We start from the raw sequence: 26,954 nt of genomic DNA, 5'->3' as shown, positions 1-26,954 counted from the left end.
TATACTATGCGGGAAAAGCCTGGAGCGCGTGTTTTAGCGCTTGTTAAAAAAGATATATTATTAGAACTGCGGCAGCAATACAGCCTGTACGGGGTGTTCCTGTACATTGCTTCTACCATTTTTGTAGTATATCTTATTATGGGGCAGCCCGAGAATGAAGTATGGAATGCCCTGTTCTGGGTGGTGCAGGTGTTTGTATGCACCAACGGGGTGGCTAAAAGCTTTTTACAGGAACAGCGTGGCCGCCTGCTGTATTATTACACCATAGCCGGTGCTAAAGACTTTATTTTATCCAAACTCATTTTTAACACTTTGCTAATGGGTGTAATGACCCTTCTTAGCCTGGTTATTTTTGTAGTACTGTTAGGTAACCCACTGGAACATTTTGTGTTGTTTGCGGGCATCTCGTGCCTGGGTGGCGCAGGGCTTAGCCTGCTGTTTACCTTTTTGTCGGCCATTGCTGCCAAAGCCCAGCAGCAGGCGTCCCTGGTAGCTGTTATGGGCTTTCCGCTGGTGGTGCCACAGTTGCTGTTACTGGCCCGTATTGCCAATATTGCTTTTGCCCCGGTGGTACAATCGGGTTTAGCACAAATGATTTTCTTGCTGGTAGGCTTTGATTGTATGATAGTTGCGTTAGCCGTTATTCTTTTCCCCTTCCTTTGGAAAGATTAAAAAAATAAAAAACTAACGCGCGTTTGTTAACACCTTTCCCCCTAATTTTGCGAAGCAGAACACAATAAAAACCCGTATTGCTTGCTAAACAAACCCGTACTGGTTTCTGCGTGTAAATTAGATTTAGCATGATTCGACAATCCTGGTGGAAGCTGTTGACCTTTATTCTTCTCATGTACGTTTGTACGATGGGCTTTTTGGTTGATATTCCCAGTTTAGATGGCAGGCTTCAACATTCTATCCGCAACCTGTTTTTTCATGTACCTATGTGGATAGTGATGATGTCTCTGTTTGGAGCGTCGGTGTTCTATGCAGTTCAATATTTACGTACCAACAATATTGAATACGACCTGTATTCCGTGGAATTTGTGCGCACCGGATGTGTGTTTGCACTGTTGGGTTTGGTTACCGGTATGATATGGGCCCGCTACCAGTGGGGCATTGCCTGGAGTGGCGATCCTAAACAAAACGGGGCGGCGCTAGCTATATTAATATACCTGGCCTACTTTGTTTTAAGGGGCGCTTTTACCGATATGGACAAACGCTCACGCATCAGCGCTGTATATAACATCTTTGCCTTTTGTATGCTGTTTCCTACTATCTGGATTTTGCCCAGGTTAAAAGAAAGCCTGCATCCCGGCGGACAAGGCAGTGAGGGTAATCCCGCATTAAACCCCGGCGATACCACCTTGGCTATGAAAACAGTGATGATTCCTGCTTTTATTGGCTGGACGTTGCTGGGTGTATGGATAGCCACTTTACGCATCCGTTTACGCATACTGATAGAAAAGAAACATGCTCATGAATAGTACTACAACAGATTTGATGTTAACCAACGGAAAAATTTACGTGGTGATGGCCGTAGTGGTTACCATTGTTACAGGCCTGTTTATTTACCTGGTAAACCTGGATAGAAAAATTGGCCGACTGGAAAAAGAGCAACACAACTAATTTCCAGCCTTATTATCGCACATTGAAAAAACAGAATACGAACCTTAAATTAAATGTATGTCAGAACAAGAACAGCACTATAGCTTTTATGACAGTGTAAACAAAAGTTTTGATAAAGCGTCCAAGTTCACTAAGTGGGAAGCTGGTATACTGGAACAGATTAAAGCGTGTAACGCAGTATACAGCATGAAATTCCCTGTTCGCCGTGATAATGGTGAAATAGAAGTAATTGAAGCTTATCGCGTACAACACAGCCACCACAAATCGCCTTGTAAAGGTGGTATCCGTTTCAGCGAAGCGGTGAACCAGGATGAAGTACAGGCGCTGGCGGCTCTGATGACCTATAAGTGTGCTATTGTAAACGTGCCTTTTGGTGGCGGTAAAGGTGGTATTAAAATTAACCCGCGCAGCTTCAGCGAGTTTGAACTGCAAAAAATCACCCGCCGTTATACCTCTGAGCTGATCAAGAAAAAGTTCATTGGCCCCGGCATTGACGTACCCGCTCCTGACTACGGTACCGGCGAAAGAGAAATGGCTTGGATACTGGATACCTACATGACCATGAACCCCGGCGAAGTAGATGCCATGGGTTGTGTTACAGGCAAACCTGTTTCACAAGGTGGTGTACGCGGCCGTAAAGAAGCCACCGGTTTAGGTGTGTTCTTTGGTATTCGCGAGGTATGTTCTATGCCTGATGTTATGAAGAAACTGGGCCTTACTGTAGGCGTTAAAGATAAAACGGTAGTAGTACAAGGTTTAGGTAACGTGGGTTATCACTCTGCCAAATTCTTCCGCGAAGGCGGTTCTAAAGTGGTAGCTATTGCTGAGTTTGAGGGCGCTATTTATAATGCAGCCGGCTTAAACGAAGAAGAAGTGTTCCAGCACAGAAAAGCAACCGGTTCTATCCTCAACTTCCCTGGTGCTACTAACCTGGCTAAAAGCACAGATGCACTGGAACTGGAGTGTGATATCTTAATCCCGGCTGCACTGGAAAACGTTATCAATGGCGATAACGCTCCTAATGTAAAAGCAAAAATCATTGGTGAAGCAGCTAACGGTCCGTTAACTCCTGAAGCAGATGAAGTCTTTGCTAAAAAAGGTATCCTGGTAATCCCAGATATGTACCTGAATGCAGGTGGTGTAACTGTTTCTTATTTCGAATGGCTGAAAAACCTGAGCCACGTACGTTACGGCCGCTTAGGCAAACGCTTTGACGAGAATATGAACATTCACATCCTCAGCACTATTGAAGAGCTGACTGGTAAAAAGGTAGCTGACCAGGAAAGAAAATTCATTGCACATGGTGCAGATGAAGTAGACCTGGTACACAGCGGCCTGGAAGAAACCATGATTGAAGCCACCCGCGAAATCATGAACACCTGGTTAAGCAATCCTACTATTCCTGATATGCGTACTGCAGCGTTTGTAGTAGCTATTAACAAAGTAGGTACTTCTTATGCCGAGTTAGGTATTTTCCCATAGTAGTTACTTTCTTTTCTTATATAGAAAAGCCAGTACCTTTACCGGGTGCTGGCTTTTTTTATGGGTACCAATATGGCTTTAATACATCGGTAATTCTGCCATTCCCTGCCTGGCTTTAGTATCCAGTGCATACGTATAATGCCCATTGGTAACCACCAGGTAGTCTACATCCAGGGTAATGTTATAGCGGAATATCTGTGATGCTACGGCATCGTTTAAAGGCACTTCTGTTTCTTTACATTCAATAATCATCCAGGGTTTGCTGTGGCGGTATACTACAATGTCGCAACGCTTTTTCAGCTCGCCCAGCTTAATGGTCTTTTCCACCGCCATAATAGCGGTAGGATATTTTTTCACCTGCACCAGGTATTGAATAAAGTTCTGCCGCACCCACTCTTCCGGGGTTAGCCGCACCCATTTACAACGAACCTCGTCAAAGATGCATTCTTTCCCCTCCTCCTCCTTGAACCGGAAATTATGCTCAGGAAATGTTATCTTCACCATATTACACGCAAAGCTAACCTGCATACTAATACTTATAACACATGAAGACAAAAGAAGAGATCGTTAACAACTGGTTACCCCGGTATACAGGCGAAAAACTAGAAAATTTCAGTAAATACATCCTCCTCACCAACTTTAGCAATTACGTGCAGATGTTTGCCGACTGGCATAATGTGGAAGTAGTTGGTAAAGACCGCCCTTTTCAATGCGCCACAGCAGAAGGTATTACCATTATCAACTTTAGCATGGGCAGCCCTAATGCCGCCACTGTAATGGATTTGTTAAGCGCCATTGCCCCTAGTGCGGTGTTATTCTTAGGCAAGTGTGGTGGCTTGAAAAAACGCAATAAAATAGGCGACCTGATACTACCTATTGCTGCTATACGCGGCGAAGGTACTTCCGACGACTACTTCCCTTCCGAAGTACCGGCCATGCCTGCTTTCGCCCTGCAAAAGGCCATTTCTACCACTATACGCGACTACCAGATAGATTATTGGACTGGCACCGTATACACCGTCAACAGGCGTGTATGGGAACACGATATCGAGTTTAAAGAGTACCTGAAAAAGATACGGGCCTACGCCATTGATATGGAAACAGCCACCATTTTTACCGTTGGCTTTTATAACCATATCCCTACCGGCGCCTTGTTGCTGGTGAGCGATCAGCCTATGATTCCGGAAGGCGTGAAAACCGAAGCCAGCGATACTAAGGTAACAGCGCAATACGTAGAAAAACATTTGCGTATTGGCATTGACTCGCTGAAACAATTAATTAATAACGGCGCCACTGTACGCCATCTTCGTTTCTAATTACTATGAGCCAAAGCCGGAGCCCTTTGTTACAGGTAGCGGCGCTTTCTGTTGCCTTTCAGCAACATAATGCCACCCACAACGCTTTACAAAGGGTTTCCGTTACTGTTAACAAGGGCGAACTGGTAGCCGTGGTTGGTGAATCTGGTTCGGGCAAATCGGTTACTTCTTTATCCGTGCTGCGTTTACTACCCAGCCCTCCTGCCCTCTACACACATGGTCATATCTGGTACACCCAAAACAATAATAGCCTGGATCTGTTACAGGCCACTCCTGCACAAATAAGGCAACTACGTGGCAAACGCATTGCGATGATTTTTCAGGAACCCATGACTTCACTTAACCCGGTGCGCACCTGCGGCAGCCAGGTGATGGAAGCATTACGGCAACATACTGCTCTTTCACGAAAGCAGGCCTATACACAAACTATTCATTTGTTTACCCAGGTGCAGCTGCCCGATCCGGAGCGCATTTTCAAAAGCTATCCGCACCAGATAAGCGGCGGCCAAAAGCAACGGGCAATGATAGCCATGGCCATGAGCTGCCAGCCGGAGCTATTGATTTGCGACGAACCTACTACTGCACTGGATGTTACCGTACAAAAAAGTATATTACAACTCATTAAGCAATTACAGCAACAGCAGCAAATGGGCGTGTTGTTCATTACGCACGATTTAGGTGTAGTAGCCGAAATAGCCGACCGCATTGTAGTAATGTATAAAGGGCAGGTAGTGGAAGAAGGCACTACGCACGATATCTTTACACAACCCCAACATCCTTATACCCAAGCGCTGCTGGCATGCCGCCCTGCTTTGTATCCCCGCGGGCAACGCTTACCTGTGGTGAGTGATTTTTTAACGCCTGGCGAATCATCGTCTTTACCTGACGAAAACAATACAGTGTCCGTGGCGCTGACAATAGCCTCGTCACCCGCATCCATTACCACTACTGAAACTGCCAGCAACAGCATATCCGATAACATTAACACCGTTGAAGCCACACCGCTTATTACCGTTACCAACCTGGAAGTATGGTATCCCCGCTCCCGTAATTTCTTTGGTAAGGCCACCGCATACACAAAAGCGGTAAACGATGTAAGCTTTCAGATATATGAAGGTGAAACATTAGGCTTAGTAGGTGAATCCGGTTGCGGCAAGTCCACATTAGGTCGCGCTTTACTGCGTTTGGTGGCCCCCACTTCAGGCGAAATCACTTTTGGCAATGAATCGCTTAACCATATGAGTGAAAGCAGGCTCAAAGAAATGCGCCGGCAAATGCAGATTATTTTTCAGGACCCGTATTCCTCTTTAAATCCACGTAAACCCATAGGCAGCGCCATTGCAGAGGTGTTGAAGGTGCATGGCATAGGCAACACAGAAGCACAACGCAAGACAATGGTAATAGAACTACTCCAAAAAGTAAACCTGCTGCCAGAGCATTTTAACCGCTACCCGCATGAGTTTAGCGGTGGTCAGCGGCAACGTATTGTAATAGCGCGGGCACTGGCTTTACAGCCCTCTTTTGTAGTGTGTGATGAAAGTGTTTCGGCGCTGGATGTGAGTGTGCAGGCACAGGTGCTGAACCTGCTGAACGACTTAAAAAAGGAGTTTCGTTTTACATCGGTGTTTATCTCGCACGACCTGTCGGTGGTAAAATATATCAGCGACCGTATTATGGTCATGAACAAAGGGCAGATAGAAGAATGCGGCCCTGCCGAACAGGTGTATAACCATCCAAAGAGTAGTTATACACAACAGTTGATAGCGGCCGCCCCCCAATTATCTCTATAAATATTTAGAATTCGTAGCGTGAAGCAATGTCTGCATTCTCAAAAAACTCAGCAGCGCTGGGTCGCAGGGCATATACCAGTTTACGCAATTCTGTATCCAGCTGCTCTTTCAGCTCATCGCCGGTTTTCAGTTTACGGTTGGTCATGCTTACCAGGTCATCACCACTGCTCACCTCCTTTGTATTCACCGGTTGCAATCCGCTAATACCCAGTTTCCACTCATCCCCTTTCTTTACACGGTATTTAAAAAAGTAAACGATGCCTTCTTTTTCTTTTAAGCGCACTTTCTGTGTCGAAAGCACGGCTATGGTATCCAACCTGGCGTATCCTTCTGCATGCATCAGCACAGCCCTTGCCACCAGGTCCTGCTTTTTATAAGTAGCCGGAAACAGATCTTTTCTTTTTATATCTTCCAGCAACTCCAGCAGGCGGGCACGATAGTCTTCTTTAGCCGCCAGCCATCGCCAGATAGTATCTGATACTTTATAATTATTCTTCAACATGATTAATGCTGCCTGGCACTGCACTTCCGGGTCTTTCGATTGCAACAACCTTTCAAAATAACGGGGCACTGCCGCGTTTTTGTTATAGTAAGGCGCAATTAACACTGCATAGTTTGCCAGGTCGGAAGAAGAGAGATCGTTATTTATACCACGCTCATAACTATCACCATCGTTTTCATCCAGCTCACTCTGTTTTTCCAGTGTTTTCTCGTCACGTCCCTGCTGCCTTTTCAATTCTATTTTAGCATCGAAATAAATTTTACTGTAATAAGTTTCATAATCTTTCGCGGCTATCTGCCCGCTATCTGCCATTTTACGTAATAAGCGAATCACCGGCGTTTTATAATCTTCCAGCGATGCCAGTTGCAATAGCTCCGGAAACAGGCTACGGGTTAACTCCAATGAATCTTCCAGGTGGTTGAACAATGCGTTCTGATCAAAGCGATTGGTTAATATAGGCGGATCCTGCAACAACAGCTCTTTCAACTTTGCATAAGATATTTTATTCTTTAATCTTGCCAGCGCACGCAACACCTCATCCTGAAAATAGCTGGTATCGGCAGTTTTGTTATACAACCTTTCCAGCTGCTGCACTACCTTATCTACACAGCAGCTGTCTTTTAAAAAGCCGAATTCGTTAATAAAACGATTCTTAACATCAAAGTAGTTTTTGTTACCGTACTGTAGCCTGTCAATGGCTTCCTGCAACCTGCCGGTATCTGCTATAGAAAAGTACACATTAGATATGGCAGCAGATGCTTTCTTGCGCACAGCCGTGTCTTTGCTATAGTAATCGGCAAAGAACTTATTTACCTTGTTCTCAAACACCGATGGCCCCAGCACAGAATCTTCCGGTGTAAAGCTGTTAAAAAAATCCTTCACAAAAGAAGAAGAAGGGCGGATAGTGTTTATAAAAGCAGAGATACAAAAGGTATAATTATCCTTTAACAAATGCCTTCTGATAATTTTCTTCGACGTGTTGGTGTCTTGTATTTCCAACTGGTAACCGATGGTACCATTGGGTAACTGTAAACGGGTTTTAGCTGTTACTACCCTGTCTTTATACTGTTTTTCATTCAACTCTTCCCGCCAGAACTTTACTGTGTCTTTACTGTAAAAGTATTTGGGATATTGTTGCACCCGCACCGTAATCACCTCCCCTGTTGAATCGGCCCTGAAGCCCGCAAAACGTTCTGCCGGCCAGTAGCTATATTGATTATAGGTATCATCCAGAAAAGATTCATTCAGCGCGCGGTTCATCATGCGCACCAATGTAGTATCTAATGTGGGCTGCACCGCTGTTTTCACCGTAAAATGCAAAGAAGTATCTGCATATAGCACCGGGGTTGCATATGTAAAATCTGTCAGCTGAAACGATTCCAGATATTTGTTCACCACCGCTTCATTCTTTTTAGGCGCAGTTGCAGCCACCAGGTAGTAATGCGCACCACGCAGCACTGCACGGGCTTTCAGCAACTGGCCACTCTTCAATTCAAAGCTCATGTCCAGCGCCGGATAACCATTCTGCAAATGTTGTTCGCGCTTTAACTGCCGGCTGATACATTCCGATTTTTTCAGACTTTGTTCCAGCAGCGACAAATCAAAAGTATCTTCTTCCAGGAAGCTGTAGTTGGCTATTGTTTTTTTCCAGATAAAGCAGGCTGTTTGTGTAGTGCTGTCTTCCGCTTCATATTCCCAGCGGGCAAGCCTGTCAGTAGTTCCCGTGTTCTTACGCACTACCGGTTGCTGTGGCAGCAACACACTAAAGTCGCCATAAGAAGGCGTAAACTGCTGCCATTTCTTTTCATTGTTACCTACCTGTATAGAGCTAAAGAAAGTGTGGGCTTCCGCACCATCTACATAATCATCATTGCCGCTCATTTTAAACACCAGCACTTCAAAAGGAGTAACAAGAATGTTGTAGCGCTGTAAATCGCCACGGCGTGTGCGATTGGTGATATCAAAGCCCGGATAACCATTTTTAACGATGGCCGTTTTTTTGATAATTCTACCAGGTATATTTTCATACAGCAGGCTGTCTATTTTTTTAACCACCTCCTTCTTGCTATCCCCTGTTACAGCAGCATGCGTTTTTACACGGGTAAGCATGTAATAAGCGCCGTTATCCATATCTGCATATTGCCAGCTACCATTGTTCATGCTTACATAGGTGTCAGATCTTTTGTATAAAGGGCCAGGCAATTGCATGGCAATAATACCATCATCTGTAGTTACTTGGTTAAACGCCACCGGCACCCGCATTTTATCAATGGCTTCTTTACGGGTAGCGTCCCTGTCCTGCATTATCACAGGTCGCAGACGATATCCTTTCTTACGCAGCAATTCTATCACCCCTCTTTCACCAGGCAGGTGCGCCGCACCAACCCCCACAAACAAGGCACGGTGGCGCATGATAGTATCCATAGAGTTGGCTTGTATCTCGTTGCGCTTGTAAATGAACTTTTCGTTGAAGGCCGCTGAAACGCTGGTTAGCTTTTCCAGAGAATCCAGCATATCCAGATCGCCACGGCGATATGCTTCCTGCAGCTTCTTGCTAATGTTCTGCATCGATTCGCCATCTGTGTCCGGACGCTTTTTATTCTTCTCTTTGGCCATATCCTGGTAGGCTTCAAACTGCAGACGCTCTGCTTCGTAGTAATCTTCCACTCCCCCAGGCTGTTTGCCTAGCTTGCGGCCGGTTTGGTAAATGTATAAATCCAGGTAAGTACTTTCTTCATAATCGGCCTGCGACTGCACGCTGCGATACAACAACCCGTTTATGAGGGTAGGATCTTCTGTTAAAGCCGCCTTCAGGTTATCTTCATACCGCATCAGCCGGAAAGAAGATTCCAGCATAAAATTGCCAGGTGTTTTGCTGATATACTCTGTAAGATTGCGTTGGTCGCCTTCCATCTTCATCATATCCCGCTGCCAGAAATAAGGATTCAACTCCAGAGCCACCACATCACAGCCTTGAATAGCATGGTAAAATGAATCGCTCAGGTGAAATACCATCTTACTGCTTACGTGCATCGTACCAAACAGGTAAGAAGGCTTTTCAAGACCATTGCCGGTGATTTCCCACAACAGGCTGGGATAACGAACTGGTTTAGTTTTCTGAGCCTGGGCCGAAAAACACAGCACAAAAAGCAAACAAAATGCGGGAATTCTGTACATAACCGGGTTGGATATTAAGTAAGTACTGAAGTTGGCGAAAAGATATGATTTACTAAAATTTTATATACCCAAATAGTTCATCATCTGCCTATTTATCCGTAATATTCGTTAAAATAAGCTTAGCCCATACGAAATATGCCGCTAAATACCATACCTTTGCACACTTTTAAATCATGCCGTAACATGACACGAACCCTGTTTCAAAGCAGGGTGAACTGCATGTGACCATTGAAAAAATCAATAGACACATGAAATTATCACAATTCAAATTTGATCTTCCTCTTAACCTTATTGCCCAAAACCCTACCAAGCGTCGTGAAGACAGCCGAATGATGGTTATTGATCGCAAAACCGGCAACATCGAAAACAGGAACTTCAAAGACATTCTTGATTACTTCGATGACAAGGATGTGTTTGTAGTAAACAACACTAAAGTGTTCCCTGCCCGTATGTATGGCCGTAAGGAAAAGACCGGAGCGAAAATAGAAGTGTTTCTGCTGCGCGAACTAAACAAGCCTAACCGCTTGTGGGATGTAATTGTTGATCCTGCCCGTAAAATTCGCGTAGGCAATAAACTGTACTTTGGCGAGAATGATGAACTGGTAGCAGAAGTAATTGACAACACCACCAGCCGTGGCCGTACCATCCGTTTCCTGTGGGACGAAGATGAAGAGAGCTTCAAAAAAATGCTGGAATTTTTAGGGGAAACTCCTTTACCTAAATACATCAAACGTAAGCCAGACGAAGAAGATAAAGAGCGTTACCAGACTGTGTACGCTAAGTACGAAGGCGCTGTTGCAGCTCCTACCGCCGGTTTACACTTTTCAAAAGAACTGATTAAGCGTTGCGAAATTAAAGGTGTACGTTTTTCTGAGGTTACCCTGCACACTGGTTTAGGCACTTTCCGCCCTATTGAAGTGGAAGACCTGAGCAAGCACAAAATGGATGCAGAGTACTATCGCATTGACGAGAACGCCTGTAAGATTGTAAATAAGGCTAAAGAAACCGGCCACCGCATCTGCTCTATCGGCACCACTACCATGCGTGCTATGGAAAGCAGCTTTACTGCACAAAAGCTGTTAAAGCCCAGCGAAGGATGGACCAACACCTTTATCCACCCTCCTTACGACTTTAACGTGGCAGATAGCCTGGTTACCAACTTCCACCTGCCTAAAACCAGCCTGTTAATTATGGCTTGTGCTTTTGCCGGTTACGATTTAATTATGGAAGCTTACAAAAGAGCTATTAAAGACAAATACCGTTTCTTCAGCTATGGAGATGCGATGTTGATTCTGTAGTTCTTTCTTGTATAATAGAGTTGAAAAAGCCGCTTTTGAATGTTCAAAAGCGGCTTTTTCGTTTACCGATAACCCTGGTCATATATAACCCATTTAGCATAACTTAGCCCCTATCAATAACAGATTTATGAAAAAGATATGTTTGGCCATAGGTGTTTTACTTATCCATTATACCATGCAGGCACAACAAGTGATTACATTATACGAAGGTGTAGTTCCCAACTCCAAACCAGCTGCTACATATGCTGAAAAAAATGAAGAAACCAACGGACAGCTACGTACCAGCCAGGTAATCAATCCCACCCTTACGGTATATACACCGGCAGCCGATAAAAACACGGGCGCTGCCATTATCATTTGTCCCGGTGGTGGTTATAGCCGCCTGGCTATGACGCACGAAGGGCATGATGTGGCTAAACTATTTGCCAGCTGGGGTATTACTGCTTTTGTATTAAAATACCGTTTACCATCTGATTCTGTTATGCTGGACAAGTCAGAAGGCCCTGTGCAGGACGCGCAACGCGCTATTCAACTGGTAAGAACCAAAGCCAGCACCTGGGGCGTAGATACCGGCAAAATAGGCATTATAGGCTTTTCTGCGGGTGGTCACCTGGCATCTACTGCCAGCACGCATTTCAACAAAGCTTTTATCAGCAACCCGGATAATATCAGCCTGCGTCCTAATTTCTCTATGCTCATTTACCCGGTAATCACTTTCTCTGAAAAGTTCACGCATAAAGGTTCACGCGAAGGCCTTATTGGTAAAACGCCCAAGCCGGAAATGGTCACTTATTTCTCTAACGAATTGCAGGTGACAGATGCTACCCCTCCTACCTTCCTGGTACATGCCGGTGATGACAAAGCAGTTCCCGTAGAAAACAGCTTATCTTACTACAGGGCTTTAAACGATCACCATATACCTGCCGAGTTGCATGTATATCCTGGTGGTGGACATGGCTTTGGAATGAACAATAAAACTACCGCCGATCAGTGGACAGACAGATTGCAGAACTGGCTGAAAGGCTTGAAGGTGATTAAATAATATTTCGCCAGCTGGCGTGGAAAATCCGCCAGCTGGCATTATTTCTCCGCCAGTCCACACTTTTTTCCTACCAGCTGGCAGTATTATTCCGACAGTTGGCGCGAAAACTCCGCCAGTTGGTATTATTACTACAACAGTGTACCTCTAGCTTCCATCAGCTGGCCATATTGCTTCATCAATGAGCCTAACAGTGTCAACAAGGAGCATTTTTCCGTCAACAGTTCTCCTTTGTTTTCCAGCAGGCTTTGGCGGTTTCCCAACACAACTCCTGAAAGCTCCGCCAGTGGGAATATTCTCCTCACCTACTCCGTTTTCAGGCTTTTCAACGGATTGGTACGGGCCACTTTAATGGCTTGAAAGCACACCGTTAACAATGCAATAAGCATAGCCAATAGGCCTGCCGTTACAAAAATCCACCAGCTGATAGCAGTATGATAAGCATAATGCTGTAACCATTTATACATGGCCCACCAGGCTATAGGAGCAGCTATTATAAAAGCCAACCCTACCAGTAGCACAAAGTTGGTGGTGAGCAAACGGCATAAGGTGATAAAATTAGCTCCCAACACCTTACGCACACCAAACTCTTTGGTACGTTGTTCGGCAGTGAATATGGATAAACCTAACAACCCCAGGCAGGAAATTACAATGGCCAGAAATGCAAATACATTAGACAGGCTCTTAATCACCTGCTCGCTCTTATACAGTTTTGCATATTCTTCGGAAGAGAACTGATACGAAAAAGGAAACTTCGGGTTTACCTGTTTCCATAGCTTTTCCAGGCTGCCCAATGTGGCTTCCGTGTGGCCCGGCTCCAGTCTTACCAATAAAGAATTGATATAAGTGGGCGTAGTAATTCGCAATACCAGCGGGTTTATTTTATGATGTAACGATTGAAAATGAAAATCTTTCACCACTCCTATCACCTTGCCCTCTTTACCCCAGAAAGTAAAGGGCATACCTAAAATGTTTTTATTATTTATCTTCTTAGCAGCGGCTTCGTTAATAATATATGCTACAGAATCAGATAAAAAGCTTTTTGAAAAATCACGGCCTTCCACTACGGTTAGCTTCATGGTTTTAATAAAATCATATCCTACTCCCAGCTGCGTAAACGCCACTTTGTTCTTAGGATCTTTACCAGGCCACCTTACGCCCAATGTACTGTTTTCGGCATTTACAGGCACCTGGCTTACTTCACTCATGCTGTTAATGCCACTGATGCGCGCTGCTTCGGTAGTAAAAGAAGATAAATGTTTAGACATTTCATTATCGATATCAATAGCCACCAGGTTCTCCCGGTTATAACCCAGGTTAGACTGCTGCACATAGTCCACCTGCTGCGAAATTAATATGGTGGCAATAATCAGGATGATAGATAAAGTAAACTGAAATACTACCAGTGATTTGCGAAACCACAAAGCTGCAGGGCCTGCCTGCAATGAGCCGCCTTTTAACACCCGTACCGGGTTAAAACCTGCCAGGAATAATGCCGGGTAGCTACCTGATAAAAAACCTGTGATCAGTATTAATGCCAGCATTACACCTAAAAATTGACCGGAGAATATAGGTATAGCTATTTGCTTACCGGTTACCTGGTTAAAAAACGGCAAGGAAAGTATTATCAGCAATAAAGCCAGCAACGCCGCAATCAGTGCTATTAACACCGCTTCGCCCATAAACTGCCACACCAGCGACATTCTGTTAGCGCCAATTACTTTTCTTACGCCTATTTCACGCGCCCTTTTTACCGAGCGGGCGGTAGTAAGGTTCATAAAATTGATACAGGCTATTACCAGTATAAAAATAGCCACCAGCGTAAACAGGTTTACATATTCAAAACGCCCCCAAGCAGGCTTGCCGTTTTCAAACTGGCTTTTTAAATACACCTCTTTATACGGCTGAAACCCTATCTCTACATGAAACCCATATTTGGAATCATCTTCAAAACGTTCAATAAAATTTTTAACCTTTGCACCAACAGCAGCAACATTAGTGCCTGGGCGAAACAGTACATAAGTAGCAGGCATATGATTGCCCCAATCTTTTAACCAATCCTGGTGTTCAACATAACCATCCCAGTTTAACAGAAAATCAAACACCATAGACGATTGCGGGGTAATATCTTCAAACACGGCTTTTACCGTATAGTCGCGTTCATTTTCGTAACGGATCGTTTGCAGCATCGCCTTTTCGGGACTACCAAAAAAATTCACCGCCATAGAGCGGGATATAGCAATACTTTCCGGTGTGGCAAGCGCATCTGCTGCATTGCCCTGTAACAAAGGATAACTGAATATCTGGAAGAAGTGTTTCCCGGCTGCTGTGCCTTTTTGTTTCAGCGCTTTGGTGCCCACTGAAAAGGTATTCCCATATATTTCCGCCATGCTAACAGCCATTTCCACTGCCGGCACCTGCTTTTCCAGTTCCTGTGCCAGCAAGCCCGGCGTAGCATATTGCCCTTCTATTTTACCATCGTAATGCTGTGCTTCATATACCTGGTAAATCTGCTTAATATTTTTATGAAACCCGTTTATTCCTTTTTCGTCCTGTATCCATAAAAATATCAGCAGGCTGCAAGCCATGCCCAATGCCAGGCCGGCTATATTAATAGCAGAAAATCCCCTGTTTTTCCAAAGATTTCTGAAGGCTACTTTACAGTGGCTTTGCAACATCATAAGCGTGCTGGTTTCTTAGGTAAGTTAGGTATATGCACAGAATAATGCCAACCTTTCTATGCATTGATTTACAAGCGGTAAGTAAAAAACAAACGTGTAAACCTGTACGGTTTTATTACAGTGTAGTGTACGCTTACACCCAAAAAAAGGGGCCGGGATTACTCCCGGCCCCTGGCAAAGTATATTGATACAATTATTTACTACAAGCCAAAAATGCCTGCGTTTAACAACTGTAATGTTTTGGTTCTATGCTCGCTTGGCACCAGCAGTGAAATATTATGCGGGCTGCCACCGTAACTTACCATACGCACAGGCACACTGTTCAGTGTTTCAAACAAACGCTTTAACACGTCGGGCGTTTGTGCTATTTCGTTACCCACGATAGAAACAATGCTCTGGTTGGTATCTACTTCAACATGACCAAATGGTTCCAGCTCTTTAATGATATGATCTAAATGTGCATCGGTATCAATAGTAACCGATACTGCAACTTCCGAAGTGGTGATCATATCTATCGGCGTTTTGTATTTTTCAAATACTTCAAACACCTTTCTTAAAAAACCATAAGCCAGCAACATACGGCTGCTCTTGATTTTGATAGCAATGATACCGTCTTTAGCTGCTACTGCTTTCACGCCTACAGTACCCGCTTCTTCCTGGATGGTAGTGCCTTTGGCTTCGGGCTGCATCGTGTTCAGCAGCTTTACAGGCACATTACCTAACTGGGCAGGCCAGATACAGGTAGGATGCAGAATTTTAGCACCGAAGTAAGCCAGCTCAGCCGCTTCGTCAAAGCTTAACTGCTCAATAGGCAATGTTTTGTCAACAATACGTGGATCGTTGTTGTGCATGCCATCAATATCCGTCCATATTTCACATACAGTAGCGTGGGCTGCTGCCGCTATCAGGGAAGCAGTATAATCACTACCCCCTCTTTTCAGGTTATCTACCTCACCACGGGAGTTGCGGCAAATATAGCCCTGGGTAATGAACATTTTTTTATGGCTATGTTGTTTCAACAGCTGGTCCAGTTTATTAGTGATAGCAGGCAGGTTAGGCTCTTCGTTGCTATCAATGCTCATAAACTCCAGTGCCGGCAACAGCAGGTGGTCAATACCCTGCTCTTCCAGGTACACGCTGAACAGCTTGGTGCTCATCAGCTCGCCCTGTGCCAGAATATCTTTATTCAGCGCTTCGCTAAAGCTAATGCGCAGTATGATGTTTAAAAATTCAAAATGCTCCGTTACAATAGCGTTAGCCTTAGCACGTGCCTCTTCCTTTATCACCAGTTCGGGTACAAATTTCCTGTAATGAGCTTCCAGCTCGTCAATCTTTCGTTTGGCTGCTTCGCGGTCGCCGCCTGCAATAGAATCACTAATACCTACCAATGCATTGGTAGTTCCACTTAATGCACTTAACACCACAATTTTAGCATCGCTGTCTTTGGTTATCAGCTGTGCCACCTGGTGCATACGTTCCGGCTTACCAACGCTGGTGCCGCCAAACTTCATAATTTTCATCGCTGAGGGATATTTAATACCAGTTCAGAACACTTGACTCGATGTCTTACTGACTAGATGACAAAATGTACTCTTTCAACTTGTTTTGAAAAGGTTGCCGAAGTTAAAGCTCAATTCCGAACTTCTGCGCCAATTGTTGTAAATCTTCTGTCACCGCCGCCACAACGGGAATACCGTCTTTTCTGCGGGCTGCTTCCATTTCCCTTTCCGGATCGCCTGGAATCAACACCTTCTCGTAACCTTCTGATGGTTTTGCCTTGCGGAAACGGGTAATCCAGTTGTCCATATGGCTTTTAAACTCATCAGCCGGGCGAAACGCGTCTACACGCATAGCGCCGAAAAAGTGTCCCAGCCCCTGGCCCGGCATGTTTTCGGGCATAGGCACATAGGCAGGAAAAGGCGGCGCCCAGGGGCCATAGCTGGCGCCACTGAGTACAGCAGAGAATATATCAACAATACTGCCCAGGGCATAGCCTTTATGGCTGCCATGTTCACGGTCGCTACCCAAAGGCAATAACGAACCACCCTGCTTTAATTCATTGGCATTGCTGGAAGCATGGCCGGCTTTATCCTGCACCCACCCTATAGGCGCGCTGGCCTGCTTGCGCTGTAATATTTCCAGCTTGCCATTAGCAGCTGTGGTAGTGGCAAAATCGGCTACAAACGGAGGTTGTTCCTGAGCGGGAATAGCCACTGCAATGGGGTTAGTACCCAGCATTTTTTCTACACTAAAGGTAGGCGCTACCAATGCACTGGCATTGGTCATAGACATACCAATCATATCGTGCTGCAAAGCCATCATAGCATGATAACCGGCAATACCGTAATGGTTACTGTTGCGCACAGCCACCCAGCCGGTACCGGCTACTTTAGCCTTTTCAATAGCCACCTGCATAGCAAAAGGAGCTACTACCAGGCCCAGGCCTGCATCGCCATCCACCACCGCAGTAGACGGGGTTTCATGCACTATTTTAATCTGAGGATTGGCATTGATACGGCCGGCTTCCCATAAACGAACATAGCCGCTTAACCGGGCTACGCCGTGGCTGTCTACTCCACGGATATCGGCACTTAATAAAACTTCGGCAGCAAGCGCTGCGTCTTTGGCATTACAACCTATTTTGGTAAATATGCCGACTGTAAAATTATACAGCCGGCTATATGCGTACATTTTTTCCATGTTTAAAACGGAAGATCATCCAATGGTTCTGTTATTTCACCGGCTGCTGGAGCATTGGATGCCGGAGAATTGTAATTGTTACCACCGCCGTAATTTGCATTACCGCCTCCACCATAACTGTTACCACCCTGTTGGCCGTAGTTACCACCACCACCTTCGCCACCACCGCCTTCACGGTTACCGCCACCCAGCAACTGAATGCTTACTACACGCATAGTTAAGCTGGCGCCCTGGCGTCCGTCGTTGGTTTGGTAGGTACGTACTTCGGGGTTTCCTTCCACATATACCGAAGTACCTCTTTTCAGGTAAGGCGCAATACCGGTTTTATCAGTCCAGTAAGCACACTCTACCCAAATAGTTCTATCTTTCGTATTACCGGTAGCATCCCTGAATTTTTCAGTATGAGCCACACTGAAATTGATTACGCTTCTTCCGTTCACATTATTCAGCACGCAATCTTTACCCAGGTTTCCTATCACTTGTAATTTGATCATATTGAGGTTAATTGTTAATTAGTTTAGCAAAATAAACAAATAAAATGGTTATTTCTGCATGTCTGTCCAGTGTAATAACCAGTCTATCATGCGGCTGGTATAGCCATATTCGTTATCAAACCAGGCAATCAGCTTTAACTGCCTGCCAACCACCGAAGTAAGTGTGCCATCTACAATACATGAGTGGGTGTTGCCCTTAATATCCAGTGATACCAGCGGGTCGGTAGTGTATTCCACCACCCCGTCAAATTCGTTTTCGGCCGCTTTTTTAAACAACTCGTTGATTTGTGCGGCGGTAATATCGGCTTTCATTTGCACGGTAAAATCGGCCATAGCCCCATTAGCTACCGGCATTCGCGTTGAAATAGTGGCTATTTTACCCTGCAAATTGGGGAAAAGGCGTTCCAGCGACTGAAACAGGTCCACCTCAAACGGGATAATTGACTCCGCTGCCGCTCTGCCCCTGCGAAAGTTTTTATTAGGCCCGTCTACCAGTTCCTGGCGCGAAGTATAACTATGCAGCATGTTTACCTGCACCGATTCTATACCTATAGCATTGAGTATGTAAAGGATATGTGTAGAGCAGTTGGTCATACAACCACCCGGCGAAAACAAAGTGGTATCGGCCGTTAAATGATGCTGGTTAAAACCATAAATCAACAAAGGCACATCCGATGGGCCGGTACTGGACAGCATTACGCGGGAAGCGCCTGCTTCGCGGTGCAGGGCCGCCCCGGCACTATTGGCAAAAACACCTGTACATTCCAGCACCACATCTACCTGCAACTCTTTCCAGGGCAATTGACGCGGATCGGCGCACTGCAAAAAACGAACACCTTCGGCAGGTATGGGGCCTGTGTAGGTACCATACACCGAATCGTATTTCAGCAGATACATCAGGTGGTCCGTTTCCATTATATCGTTCACCGCAACCAGTTCCACTTCTGTACAGGTAGCCAGCCGTCTGTATAACAAACGACCAATCCTACCCATTCCGTTAATAGCAACACGCATACTTTTCGTTTAAAGGACTGCAAATATCAAAAAAGAAAAGTATTGCGCGCACCTATTTTATGTTATAGTTGAGTAACGCCGTTACCGGGCTGCCGTTACCGGTAATTCCTTCCACTATCACCCTCACCGGCGCGGTGTTAACGCTGTTGACGTAAGGCAGGGTTATTTTGCCGTTAATATTCACATCCGGCTTCCAATACAGCGTAGTGCGCTTGTCCTGTGCGGGATTATCCAGACCGGCGCGCGGCACATAAAATTCACGTGCTTCGTAATAACCGGTTACGGTGGTATTCAACAGGTCCAGCTGCTTGCGCGACCAGGCTTCCGGCTTCAGTGTCAGGTAAATAAACCAGGCGTCGTTCATGGTAGCGCCTATCATATGGCGAATGGTTACCTGTTCTATTACACTCATGGGTAATGTGTAATAATCCAGACGTTCAAACACGTCTTCCACCTTATTTACTTTAAATCGCGGTCTTAGTTTTTGGCCGTTGGAGTAAAAATATACCCCCTGGCTTTCGGCGTCGGTAGTGGCACCGGGCATGCGATGCAGTATAAAGTTTTCGAGGGTGCCATAATCCTTATCATCTGCCGCGGTAACGCTAAAAGTGGAATCCGGACCACCAAAACTGGTATAAAACCCATCTCTAAACTCGGCTTTTTTAGGCGTATTCTTTACAGTAACCCCTTCCAGCATACGTGCTGCATCTTTCTGTTGCTGCTCAATCAAAGCCTGCCTTTTACCGCTCTCTGCTGCAAAACGCTGCACGGGCGCAGCAGTATCAGACAAAAGCGAATTCCACGCAGGTAAGGCTGTTGCTACCAGCTTATTGTTCATTACAGAATCTAGTAATAACATCCCGCCTTTTTTCCCTTCTTTATTGCGCGAGGTAATAGAAACCGGCTGCGATCCGTACAAAGGCAGGCCATCCATGTACCAGTTACCCAAACTGTCTGTTTTAGTAAAATAGATCTTATTGCCCCTTGCTTCTGCCGCCATTAAAGTAATGTTCATGTTGGGTAACGATTTACCACCCAGCGACTGCTTTACATGACCCGAAAGGGTAATACCCGGTTCGGGTAAATAACGTATTACAATAGCCGTGTCTTTTACACGTCTCCATAAAAAGTCGCGCCATCCCTGGGTACGTAACAGCAAATCACGTTGCGCCGCCCGGTTGTTATTTTTCTTATCCAGGTAAGCAGCCAGGTTAGTGATACCACCCCGCAGCTCACTTTGCAGCAACAGGTAATTCACAATATTCTCTTCACCGGCAGGCACTATACCACCATCTACTACCGCTACCGAAAGCGCAGCCGTGGCCGGCGTGCCATCTGCTTCACAGGCTTCTACCGATAAAGTAATAGGCTCACCTGGTTTATAAATGTCCTTGTCTGTTTTCAGCGCCAGGCTGGCAGCAGTTGTTTTTTCTACATATACCAAACGTTCACTATGCGGGCGCAGCTGCGCATCGTACAGCGTAATAGCTGCAACCCCTTCCGGAAAAACCCGCTTAGGCAGTAACATCATAGTTTGCTGGCCTTGCAAAACGGTAGTATCCTCAAAGTAAAATTTGCCTGCATGTTTACCGGCTATAGTAACACGCTTATTGGCGAGTGCCTGTAGTGTGGCATTGTTGGTATATATCTGCACTTCAAAAGCGGTATCCTTTTCGTTCACCTGTAAGGTAAAACCCTGTTCCAGGGCCGCAGGAATATCTGTAGTAAATGTTGCTCCATTGGCATACCTGCCTTTTACCTGGTAAGCAACACCAGGCGCAGGCTGTAATAAAAAACTGCCCATGCCATTGCAGGTGGTTTGTATAGTGGCCAGCTTTTCGCCCGAAGCTGTTTCTACTGTTCCGGACAAGCCCACAGGTTTACCCGCTATGTCTTCTGCTTTAAAAGCCACCCGGTTATTCACTCCCGCTATCATGGCACCGCCTTCGGGAAAAAACAACACCCGGTTATCGGCACTTACCGCGGCAGCAGTTACTGTATTTTTTCCACCATTTGTTTTAACAGCTTCTGGTTGGCCGGCAGGTACCCCTGCACTGATATGAATGTCTTTCTCAAACACAAACATGTTTCCAAAATTGCGCATCCAGTTGGTATAGGCTCTCAGTTGATAGCGCCCGGCAGGTAAGGCATCGTCCAGCTTGCAATCGCCATGCCCTGCGCCATTCTCTACCCGTATAATAGCGCTGTTTATGATATCGCCCTGCTGCGATAACAACTCTACATACACATTATTACTGTTTTTGGCAGGCAGGCCGGTTTGCGCATCCGTTACATACACCTTATACCAGATATCTTCCCCCGCGGTATAGTAATCTCTATCCGTGTGCAGATAGGCCTTTTCAAAAAACAGGAGGGCCTTGCGGGGTGGTTGCTGTGCGTGTAAGGCAACAGCACCATACATAGCGGGGATGGCACAGGCAAGTAAGCCTGCTATCAACATTTTGATCATGCGTTTCATATGACAGGTTTCGAATATAAATCATTTACCGATGGAAGAAACCCATTTCAGGACAGTATAGGATGGTTGGCCAATTACAACTATTACCTATCTTGCCTGTGTGAAAATACTTTTCTATTCCGTAGGCAAAGCCCATGAGGCGTATGTAAAGCAGGGTGTGGAGGACTTTACCGACCGTATTACCCGGTATTTTCCGGTAAGCTGGCAAATTATTGCCCCGCCCAAAAATGCAGGTGTAATGCAGGAAGCCGAGTTGAAAAAGCAGGAAGCGGCCCTGATATTACAGGCATTACAGCCCGACGATCAGCTGATTTTACTGGACGAAAGAGGTAAACAACTGTCTTCGCCCGAGCTGGCAAAACTGATACAGCAAAAAGCCAATGAAAGCAGCAAGCGCCTGGTATTTTTAATAGGCGGCGCTTTTGGTGTAGACGATAGTATTACCAAACGCGCCAATTTTGTGTGGAGCCTGAGTAAGCTGGTGCTGCCACATATGCTGGTGCGGCTGGTACTGGCCGAGCAGGTATACAGGGCCTGCACTATATTGCGTAACGAAAAGTATCATCACGTTTAACATATTATCATACCCGACCGTTTACACTTTTTATATGAGCCTGAGCATTACCATTATCATTATTGCCATTACAGTAGTTATATCTATTATGAAGTTTAACAGCTACGAACTGGAAGACGCTTTAATATTCGATCCGCCGGCTGTGTACTACCGCAAACAATGGTACCGCTTTATTACCTGCGGCTTTATTCATGCCGATATTGCGCACCTGGCCTTTAACATGTATTCGTTGTACCTGTTTGGCCCTATTGTGGAACAGAAGTTTATATACATATTTGGCGCACAGGGCAGGTTGATATATCTGCTGATGTATCTTACTTCACTGGCTGCCTGTTTAATGCCCACGTATGCACAGCATAAAACCAACAACGGTTACAGAAGCTTAGGTGCATCTGGCGCCATATCGGCAGTATCGTTCTGCTTTATGTTCCTGGAGCCAACCACCGGCATCGGCTTTATCTTTCTGCCTTTTTATATTCCCGGTTTCTTATTCGCTATTATTTACCTGGTAATATCTTCTGTACTGGCTAAAAGAGCCGATAGTCATATTAACCACTCCGCGCACATATGGGGTGCTATTTATGGAGTAGCTTTTTTAATATTCACCTGTTATGTATTGAGCGACTACAAGGTGCTCAGCAATTTTGCAGAACAGGTTTCGGGATATATCAGCGCTAAGTTTCATTAATCGCCTCTGCACTTATCAACTCATTAGCCAATGGGTTGATAAGTGCATATCAGCACGTTTTGCGTAGCAGGTTTTACTTTAAACCTATTGTCTATTCTTCTTCCTACTATCCATATAATTTTCTGATTCATTTCCAGCACCCACACTTTCTCTTTGTCGGTAGCAGACAGTTTCTGATCTATTAAAAACCGGTTGATCTTTTTCTTTTTCTGCATGCCCAACGGGTAAAAATAATCACCTTGCTTCCAGGGCCTGAGCAATAAAGGAAACTCAATGTCTTTAGCGTCCAGCATAGCCACCAGTGGGCTGTTTTGTGTTTCGGCTTCGGCCGGCTGCGCTACCTGTAAAGCCGTAAGCAAAGTGCCTTCTTTAAACACTACCACACTGCCCTGCTGTTCCACTACCACATGTTTGGCCGTTTCTGTTACTGCCGGGGCAATAATCAGCCAGTTGCGGTTTTTAATAATGCGGTGTGTGGGCGATGCAATATAACTGCCGTTGTGCCCGGTATACATCAGCTTTTTCACTTCCTCTACCTGTGCGGCTGTAAACTGGCAGGGGCGTATTATTTCCCACAACAGCGTGTGCATGGGTTCTGTTTTCAACAGCTTAAATATGGGAATATGTATTTCGTTGCCTTTGTGTTCTACCAGCTTTGCGAGCTGCTGCGTTACGGCCTGTGTGTATAGCATTTCAACTTCATTAAACCTTTCTATATTATGCAGTAAATTATCTTCCACCGCGGGAAAAATGTTTTTCAATGCCGGAATCAGTTGTAGCCGGAAATAGTTACGGGTATATTTTTCAGAAGCATTGGAAGAATCTTCCACCCATTGCAAGCCATGCTGTGCAGCGTATTGTACAATCTCTTCGCGTGTAGCAAACAGCAAGGGCCGGATAAGGTTGCCCTGCATCGGTTGTATACCATGCAGCCCCTGAATACCTGTGCCCCTGAAAAAATTCATCAGTAGTGTTTCGATATTGTCATTGGCATGATGTGCAGTAGCTATGGCCACCGGCCCTGCCGCTTCTTTTTCGCGCGCCATTTGTGCAAACCAGTTATAACGCAACACCCGGGCCGCTTCCTGGATAGCCATTTTATGTTGCTGCGCCCACTGGACCGTGTTAAAAGGTTGCACCCATACAGGAACCTGGAACTGCTGGCCTAACGACCTCACAAATTCCTCGTCCCGTATGCTTTCCTGGCCCCGTAAACCAAAATTGCAATGAAGTATGGTAAAATTAATAGAAGCGATGTGTAACAGGTGGGCAAGCACCACACTGTCTATTCCTCCACTTACTGCCAGCAGCACATGACACTGCCCTGAAGGGAGGTGTGGAAACCTTTGTTTCCAGCTTTGCATAAAACGTTCCGGCACATTCATAGTGCAATATGCACAAAAACCTGCTATTGAGCTGTAAATGCCGGCAATACCCTGGTGGCGTTCACCAATAACGTGGCGCTATCCATCACTATTACGTCTAAGATGGCGATGGACGGATGCTGCACTTCAAATACCAGGTAATGCGGCTCGCGGTTCAGTAACCGCAAGCCATTACCGGTTTGTGAAAAATGCAACAGGGTGTTTTCAAAGGAATCCAATGAAATTATAAATTGAGCGCCTGCGATGGCTCCGTTTCCTTTACATTGAAAACTGGTGCCAGGCAAACAATTCTGTACATGATTTACCAGGTGATTACTGGCCCAGTGAATATACCAGGCTGCTATCTCCGACAGGTTGATGGCAGTATTGGAACAAGTGATGTCCAAAACGGCGTTATGAAAAATACATAAGTAACGGTTATCAGATGTGCTGTTACTACTCACTGCACAATGCGCGGCCACGCTGTTATCTACCTGTAAGGCCAGCTCTTCACACTGCGTTAAACTTCCCTGTGCCACAAAACGGTTATAAGCCAAAGCGTTGCCTCCGCTGCTCACATACAGCTTCACCATCAGCATATCCTCCCCACGTTGCAACATCCATATTTTCAGCACCTCTTCCTTACCCGGCACTACTTCTGTATAACTGGTAACCCACGCGCCTTTAATATAAGGAATAGCCGCAGGCTCAGGCCATTTACCTGCAATGACCTGTTGCGCCTGTGATAAAAAACGGGCAGCTGAAAAACCCGTTTGAGAGATAAAAGCGTTTGTATGTGGTAAATCGGGCTTGCGGTGTAAACTATATATTTCATCTACACTTACCACCCCGGTATACTGCATTACATCATCTTCAGTCACCGCTTTTCTTTTATGGCGAATGTTAGCGGCGTTGTCTATGGTTTGCTCAATATAATCGGGCATCATTTCATAACCCATATGTGGCCCCAGTGCTGCATCAGCAACTACCCCATAAGCAGGCAGATACACGAAAGCATGATTATCCCAAGATGTAGTGGGCTCTTCTGTAGCCCTAGTAGCAACCATTGCGGGCTTATTGCCACTAAAAGTACTGTTTAGCAGTTCATGCCCCGCTATTCTGGTAGGGCTAACAAAGCCAGCCTGCTGCAATAAACAATAATAAGTACGGTAACCATAACATTGCAGCATGTATTGCAGCAAGGCTGCTTTATCGTAACTGTTAGCAACGGCCTTGCTGCTTTTGCCTGCGGCAAAATAAGCGTTATAGTGTAATGTAACCTGGTTAAAGCTATTCACTGTTACAAAACGTGCAGCTGCGGTATGGATATCTAAAACGGGCGAAGATGTATTAAAAATACTTTGTACAATAGATTGAACGGGATACATATAGGCAGCCTCTGCCGGAAAATAGCTGGCCAGTGTTACTGCTTCGCACAAAGTGTTTAACAGCTCCACTGGCGTGCCATTTTTGTGTACTGCATCTGGTAGCTCGCATAGGTTTATCCAATACATTTCTACAGGTATAGTTCCCAACGGTATTACATGACCGTTGTTCAATACCAGTTGCATATACAACAAATCATCCTGCAGCTGGGCAAGGGCTTCGGGTATATAACAAGCAGTTGCTACTATAGTATCACTGGTATATTCGCCATAAAACAATAAGGTACCGTTGGCGGCAAGTACTTCAAGCACCCCTTGCCTTGTTGCATTGCCGCCAACCGCCAGCTGTATAGCTAATTGCGGGCGTGTGTTGCACCCGATATTAAATGCTACAGGTACCGGCGCGGTACATATGTTCTTATTGTTCCATAGTGACAAATGCGGATTAATAAGTTGACCGTTTTGCGACAACACAATATTATTGTGTGCCTGAACGGCTATAAGTTGCACATCCAGGGTAGCAGATGGTTTGGGTTTTAATAAAGTGGCTACCATATCATATTGGATTTACAATCGCATGCAACCCGTGTTATAAATATTTGTTTATAACCATGCGGCATGTTATCTTTAGTTAGTTGGTTATTTCGCAGTTAAAAGACGCTATTGCCATTTACTGTTACTGCTATAAAGTTGAAACGATTTGCTCAAAACAATAACACGGTTAACCGGCATTTTTCATCTACCGGAAAACCGTTAGGCACTCCACTTCTTCCGTACTTCATGCAATTAAACTGTTTGCGATATTCGTAAACATATTATAATGATGGCCTTATGATAACACGCTGACTATAAAAAAATAGTATTTTTATTTTTTAACATCTAAAATTTAAAAAACAAATGAGCCTTTATCCAGTGTTAAACCCCCGTATTGTCTACACTACCCTTCCTGAATCTTATCCCCTTTTAGGCTTTTCAGGTGGTAACGTTTATCAGCCTGCTGCTTATACCGAGGGCAACGAAGACAAAGCATCTTACACCATTTTATTACCTATTCCGGGCGGCATTATGGTATCCTTACCACAGGAGATCGTTTTTGATCCGGTTTACAAAAAGTTTTACTGCACGCTTACCCTTTATCCGGATCTGAACGCTCAGGAAATGCGCCTGGCCATGATCAGCTTTACAGTAGACCCTTCTGAATTACTGGTTGTATCTAACCCTATTGAAATTTCAGTTTCTCAGTACGAGGCAGACCCGATAGTAAGCCAGGCGGGCAACGATGACGGCGTAGGCGGCGGAAGGCTGGTAGGTAAGGTGGTAATGGATTCGAACATTATACCTAATTAGT

General features: G+C 45.2%; 22 protein-coding genes. 11 read left to right on the top strand and 11 right to left on the bottom strand.

Annotation, left to right across the window (positions count from 1 at the left end; genetic code table 11):
- Positions 1 to 6: 6 nt before the first annotated feature.
- From FLA_RS03230 to FLA_RS03220, 4 genes are all read left to right on the top strand, one after another.
- Positions 7 to 672 carry a heme exporter protein CcmB gene (locus FLA_RS03230; RefSeq protein ID WP_076381985.1) on the top strand — a complete coding sequence of 222 codons (666 nt, stop codon included), beginning with the start codon at positions 7 to 9 and terminating at the stop codon, positions 670 to 672.
- Positions 673 to 800: 128 nt separating this feature from the next.
- The gene (ccsA, locus tag FLA_RS03225) at positions 801 to 1,481 is read left to right on the top strand and encodes a cytochrome c biogenesis protein CcsA (protein WP_076381986.1); all 681 of its coding nucleotides are present in this window, start codon (positions 801 to 803) and stop codon (positions 1,479 to 1,481) included.
- Entirely contained in the window at positions 1,474 to 1,623 is a 150-nt protein-coding gene (locus tag FLA_RS31345) for a CcmD family protein (protein ID WP_159445180.1), read from the top strand. The genes ccsA and FLA_RS31345 overlap by 8 nt, the downstream gene beginning before the upstream one ends.
- Positions 1,624 to 1,680: 57 nt before the next feature.
- Positions 1,681 to 3,105 (top strand): Glu/Leu/Phe/Val family dehydrogenase, encoded by a 1,425-nt coding sequence (locus tag FLA_RS03220; RefSeq protein ID WP_076381987.1) that lies wholly within the window; start codon positions 1,681 to 1,683, stop codon positions 3,103 to 3,105.
- Positions 3,106 to 3,183: 78 nt separating this feature from the next.
- Here the strand turns inward: FLA_RS03220 and FLA_RS03215 are convergent, their stop codons facing one another.
- Entirely contained in the window at positions 3,184 to 3,609 is a 426-nt protein-coding gene (locus FLA_RS03215) for a type I restriction enzyme HsdR N-terminal domain-containing protein (protein ID WP_076381988.1), read from the bottom strand.
- A 41-nt stretch (positions 3,610 to 3,650) separates the two neighbouring features.
- On the opposite strand from FLA_RS03215, the gene FLA_RS03210 reads away from it, so the two are divergent.
- Positions 3,651 to 4,421 (top strand): AMP nucleosidase, encoded by a 771-nt coding sequence (locus FLA_RS03210; protein ID WP_076381989.1) that lies wholly within the window; start codon positions 3,651 to 3,653, stop codon positions 4,419 to 4,421.
- 5 nt (positions 4,422 to 4,426) lie between these two features.
- Positions 4,427 to 6,211 carry an ABC transporter ATP-binding protein gene (locus tag FLA_RS03205; RefSeq protein ID WP_076381990.1) on the top strand — a complete coding sequence of 595 codons (1,785 nt, stop codon included), beginning with the start codon at positions 4,427 to 4,429 and terminating at the stop codon, positions 6,209 to 6,211.
- A gap of 4 nt (positions 6,212 to 6,215) precedes the next feature.
- Here the strand turns inward: FLA_RS03205 and FLA_RS03200 are convergent, their stop codons facing one another.
- Positions 6,216 to 9,890, bottom strand: coding sequence for a TraB/GumN family protein (locus FLA_RS03200; RefSeq protein ID WP_076381991.1), 3,675 nt, complete (start codon positions 9,888 to 9,890; stop codon positions 6,216 to 6,218).
- Between the two features lie 248 nt (positions 9,891 to 10,138).
- Between FLA_RS03200 and queA the strand changes: the two genes are divergently transcribed.
- Both queA and FLA_RS03190 read left to right on the top strand, forming a co-directional pair.
- Positions 10,139 to 11,188 (top strand): tRNA preQ1(34) S-adenosylmethionine ribosyltransferase-isomerase QueA, encoded by a 1,050-nt coding sequence (gene queA, locus FLA_RS03195; RefSeq protein ID WP_076381992.1) that lies wholly within the window; start codon positions 10,139 to 10,141, stop codon positions 11,186 to 11,188.
- A gap of 127 nt (positions 11,189 to 11,315) precedes the next feature.
- Positions 11,316 to 12,230, top strand: a complete 915-nt coding sequence (locus tag FLA_RS03190; protein WP_076381993.1) for an alpha/beta hydrolase — start codon at positions 11,316 to 11,318, stop codon at positions 12,228 to 12,230.
- A 128-nt stretch (positions 12,231 to 12,358) separates the two neighbouring features.
- Here the strand turns inward: FLA_RS03190 and FLA_RS31340 are convergent, their stop codons facing one another.
- From FLA_RS31340 to FLA_RS03160, 7 genes are all read right to left on the bottom strand, one after another.
- The gene (locus FLA_RS31340; RefSeq protein ID WP_159445181.1) at positions 12,359 to 12,532 is read right to left on the bottom strand and encodes a hypothetical protein; all 174 of its coding nucleotides are present in this window, start codon (positions 12,530 to 12,532) and stop codon (positions 12,359 to 12,361) included.
- Positions 12,533 to 14,908 carry an ABC transporter permease gene (locus FLA_RS03185; protein WP_197705852.1) on the bottom strand — a complete coding sequence of 792 codons (2,376 nt, stop codon included), beginning with the start codon at positions 14,906 to 14,908 and terminating at the stop codon, positions 12,533 to 12,535.
- A gap of 200 nt (positions 14,909 to 15,108) precedes the next feature.
- On the bottom strand, positions 15,109 to 16,428 hold the full coding sequence (locus tag FLA_RS03180) for an aspartate kinase (protein WP_076381994.1): 1,320 nt from the start codon (positions 16,426 to 16,428) through the stop codon (positions 15,109 to 15,111).
- Positions 16,429 to 16,531: 103 nt separating this feature from the next.
- Positions 16,532 to 17,599 (bottom strand): Ldh family oxidoreductase, encoded by a 1,068-nt coding sequence (locus FLA_RS03175; protein ID WP_231940385.1) that lies wholly within the window; start codon positions 17,597 to 17,599, stop codon positions 16,532 to 16,534.
- An 11-nt stretch (positions 17,600 to 17,610) separates the two neighbouring features.
- Complete coding sequence (locus tag FLA_RS03170) at positions 17,611 to 18,102, bottom strand: single-stranded DNA-binding protein (protein ID WP_076381996.1); 492 nt, start codon at positions 18,100 to 18,102, stop codon at positions 17,611 to 17,613.
- 48 nt (positions 18,103 to 18,150) lie between these two features.
- Positions 18,151 to 19,116: a type I glyceraldehyde-3-phosphate dehydrogenase gene (locus FLA_RS03165; protein ID WP_076381997.1), complete on the bottom strand. Its 966-nt coding sequence runs from the start codon at positions 19,114 to 19,116 to the stop codon at positions 18,151 to 18,153.
- A gap of 52 nt (positions 19,117 to 19,168) precedes the next feature.
- A complete protein-coding gene (locus FLA_RS03160) occupies positions 19,169 to 21,595 on the bottom strand; it encodes an MG2 domain-containing protein (RefSeq protein ID WP_096510697.1) in 2,427 nt (808 codons plus the stop codon).
- A 100-nt stretch (positions 21,596 to 21,695) separates the two neighbouring features.
- Between FLA_RS03160 and FLA_RS03155 the strand changes: the two genes are divergently transcribed.
- Together FLA_RS03155 and FLA_RS03150 are read left to right on the top strand one after the other, a co-directional pair.
- Positions 21,696 to 22,169 (top strand): 23S rRNA (pseudouridine(1915)-N(3))-methyltransferase RlmH, encoded by a 474-nt coding sequence (locus FLA_RS03155; RefSeq protein WP_076381999.1) that lies wholly within the window; start codon positions 21,696 to 21,698, stop codon positions 22,167 to 22,169.
- Between the two features lie 34 nt (positions 22,170 to 22,203).
- Entirely contained in the window at positions 22,204 to 22,857 is a 654-nt protein-coding gene (locus FLA_RS03150) for a rhomboid family intramembrane serine protease (RefSeq protein WP_231940384.1), read from the top strand.
- A gap of 23 nt (positions 22,858 to 22,880) precedes the next feature.
- Here FLA_RS03150 and tilS read toward each other — a convergent pair whose 3' ends face one another.
- On the bottom strand, positions 22,881 to 24,242 hold the full coding sequence (gene tilS, locus FLA_RS03145; protein ID WP_076382000.1) for a tRNA lysidine(34) synthetase TilS: 1,362 nt from the start codon (positions 24,240 to 24,242) through the stop codon (positions 22,881 to 22,883).
- 23 nt (positions 24,243 to 24,265) lie between these two features.
- Positions 24,266 to 26,161: a hypothetical protein gene (locus FLA_RS03140; protein ID WP_076382001.1), complete on the bottom strand. Its 1,896-nt coding sequence runs from the start codon at positions 26,159 to 26,161 to the stop codon at positions 24,266 to 24,268.
- Between the two features lie 342 nt (positions 26,162 to 26,503).
- Between FLA_RS03140 and FLA_RS03135 the strand changes: the two genes are divergently transcribed.
- Entirely contained in the window at positions 26,504 to 26,953 is a 450-nt protein-coding gene (locus FLA_RS03135; protein ID WP_076382002.1) for a hypothetical protein, read from the top strand.
- The last annotated feature ends 1 nt before the right edge of the window (position 26,954 follow it).

Origin of the sequence: Filimonas lacunae (assembly GCF_002355595.1) — a bacterium.
GTDB lineage: Bacteria > Bacteroidota > Bacteroidia > Chitinophagales > Chitinophagaceae > Filimonas > Filimonas lacunae.
This window is presented reverse-complemented; position numbering and strand designations above follow the sequence as displayed.